This window comes from Legionella sp., assembly GCF_049790535.1.
Taxonomy (GTDB): Bacteria; Pseudomonadota; Gammaproteobacteria; order Legionellales; family Legionellaceae; genus Legionella.
The window spans coordinates 1-1,865 of record NZ_JBAQZB010000100.1 but is presented as its reverse complement, the minus strand read 5'-3'; the positions used below and the strand labels follow the sequence as shown (position 1 = coordinate 1,865).

The window sequence follows — 1,865 nt, the reverse complement described above, 5'->3', positions numbered from 1 at the left end:
GGTCATAAATTAGCAAGAATATTAATTGAACCTGGAGACACCCGCTCTCGTTTAACTCGTTTAGTTTACAAAAAACCGGGTAAAAATTGTCCAATAGGCCGTTTAGAAGAAGCATTTTATAAAGTTTGTGCTGTAGAAGAATTGGAAAGAAAAGTAATGCGGGCAGTGAAAGATCATATATTAAAATCGCTTACACTACTTAATCAAATTGAAGAAGCTTTAAGCTGTAATTTGTTAAATCATGAAGAAGCTAAACAATTGAAAGAAGCAGAGCTAGCACGACAGGCCATCATCAAAGTTGATGATTTTAATGATGATGAGTTACGTCGTCCTGAGGCTATAAAAATTAAAAGTAAAAAGGCAGCTAAGCACGAGTTTATTGATTCCGAAATTAATTTGGGGTAAAGGGTAAGTTCTGTTCCCACAGCACTTCTTTTTCTATTACTTATATCAACTGATTATAGTTATTTGATTTCTTTAGGAAGCAGATATTTCATTGCAAAATCTTTACCAATGCATTCACCAAAGTTTTTTCCCCATGTTGCGGCATCAGTAGCATTGATTTTTTCTGGAATATTGGCGTAGAGTTGGTTTTGACATTTACTTACACTTTCAGGAAGGACACTGACGCATTGATCATAATTCATTTTGATTGTCTCAAGCCGTTGTTTCAAATCTGGGTCACTCATGAATCCCTTACAAATAAGCGTTGGTAATATGGGTACTATAGAATTTAACCATTTCGTCTTAGTAATATCAGATGAACTAGATGATTGTGTTGTCGTTGGAGTTGTTATGGCTTCAGCGGCAGGACTCTTAGTGGCGCTTGAAACAGAGGTATCTGCATATATTAAGCCGCTACCAAGCAACATTGAGACAGCAATAAGTGTTTGTTTTTGCATAATTCTATTATCCTTGATCTGTCCTCTTAATGTATATAGTAGAACAAATAATCCTTTTTTGCCTTAAATTAATTTGTTTTGTTCATTATTTGAACTAAAATATGGATGTGAAGAATATTAAAAAGGAATTATTATGGAAAAGCAACGTCTTACTTTATTGGTACCTTGCATATTATTACTTTCATTAGTTCTTTTTCCATTTTGCTCAACTTATGCTGCAAGTAACACCTTTATTTTTAATCCTAATTCGTTATCATGGAAAGCTATTGATGAGTATGGCAAAGTAGTTCGCACCGGTAGAGCTTCGGGAGGAAGAAAATATTGTCCAGATATTCACCGCGGATGCAAGACTCCAGCAGGGGTTTATCGAGTATGGAGTAAGGGGGGGCCTGGTTGTCGTTCAAGTCGTTACCCAGTAGGGAGGGGTGGTGCACCTATGCCTTATTGTATGTATTTTAGTAAAAATTATGCAATACATGGTTCTTATGAGGTTCCAAATTATAACGCCAGTCATGGTTGCGTACGTTTGATTCCAAGTGATGCCAGTTGGTTAAGTCATAATTTTATTAAAATTGGTACGAAAGTAATTATTAGACCTTATTAGGAGTATTTTTCATTTATATAAAAGTTGATGATGGACTTGTTTGTCCAACACCAAATATAACTAAGAAAAGTTTACAATGCTTATACCTTGCTTAGTAGCGAGCTTCTCTGATGAGTGAGGCCATATGATATAACATGGATGTTGGTCATTTTTGAGTAAATTATACAGAAAATACTATAATGCACCCGATTGGTTAATCCTGAACGTTCTTAACGTTCAATAATGGCAGCAACTCCCATTCCTCCAGCGGTACAAACACTAATTAAAATACGTCCTTTACCTTTTTCTACCAATATTTTAGCTGCAGAGCCAACCAAACGCCCTCCAGTAGCTGCGAATGGATGGCCTAAAGCAAGGCT

3 protein-coding genes and 1 pseudogene are annotated in these 1,865 nt (G+C 35.9%); 2 read left to right on the top strand and 2 right to left on the bottom strand.

Annotated elements, in window-relative coordinates; genetic code table 11:
* Positions 1-405 (top strand): acyl-CoA dehydrogenase domain-containing protein (locus WA877_RS06000; protein WP_425170021.1); only part of this gene is annotated, 405 nt, incomplete at its 5' end.
* Between the two features lie 59 nt (positions 406-464).
* On the opposite strand, the gene WA877_RS05995 is transcribed toward WA877_RS06000, so the two are convergent.
* Positions 465-902 (bottom strand): hypothetical protein, encoded by a 438-nt coding sequence (locus tag WA877_RS05995; RefSeq protein ID WP_425170020.1) that lies wholly within the window; start codon positions 900-902, stop codon positions 465-467.
* A 133-nt stretch (positions 903-1,035) separates the two neighbouring features.
* Between WA877_RS05995 and WA877_RS05990 the strand changes: the two genes are divergently transcribed.
* On the top strand, positions 1,036-1,506 hold the full coding sequence (locus WA877_RS05990; RefSeq protein ID WP_425170019.1) for a L,D-transpeptidase: 471 nt from the start codon (positions 1,036-1,038) through the stop codon (positions 1,504-1,506).
* Between the two features lie 209 nt (positions 1,507-1,715).
* On the opposite strand, the pseudogene WA877_RS05985 reads toward WA877_RS05990, so the two are convergent.
* Positions 1,716-1,865: pseudogene (locus WA877_RS05985) on the bottom strand (acetyl-CoA C-acetyltransferase); the annotation flags it as partial.

Excerpts from the sequence above, each read along its gene's own strand:
- WA877_RS05995 (WP_425170020.1), bottom strand. The coding sequence starts at position 902 with ATGCAAAAACAAACACTTATTGCTGTCTCAATGTTGCTTGGTAGCGGC.
- WA877_RS05990 (WP_425170019.1), top strand. The coding sequence starts at position 1,036 with ATGGAAAAGCAACGTCTTACTTTATTGGTACCTTGCATATTATTACTT.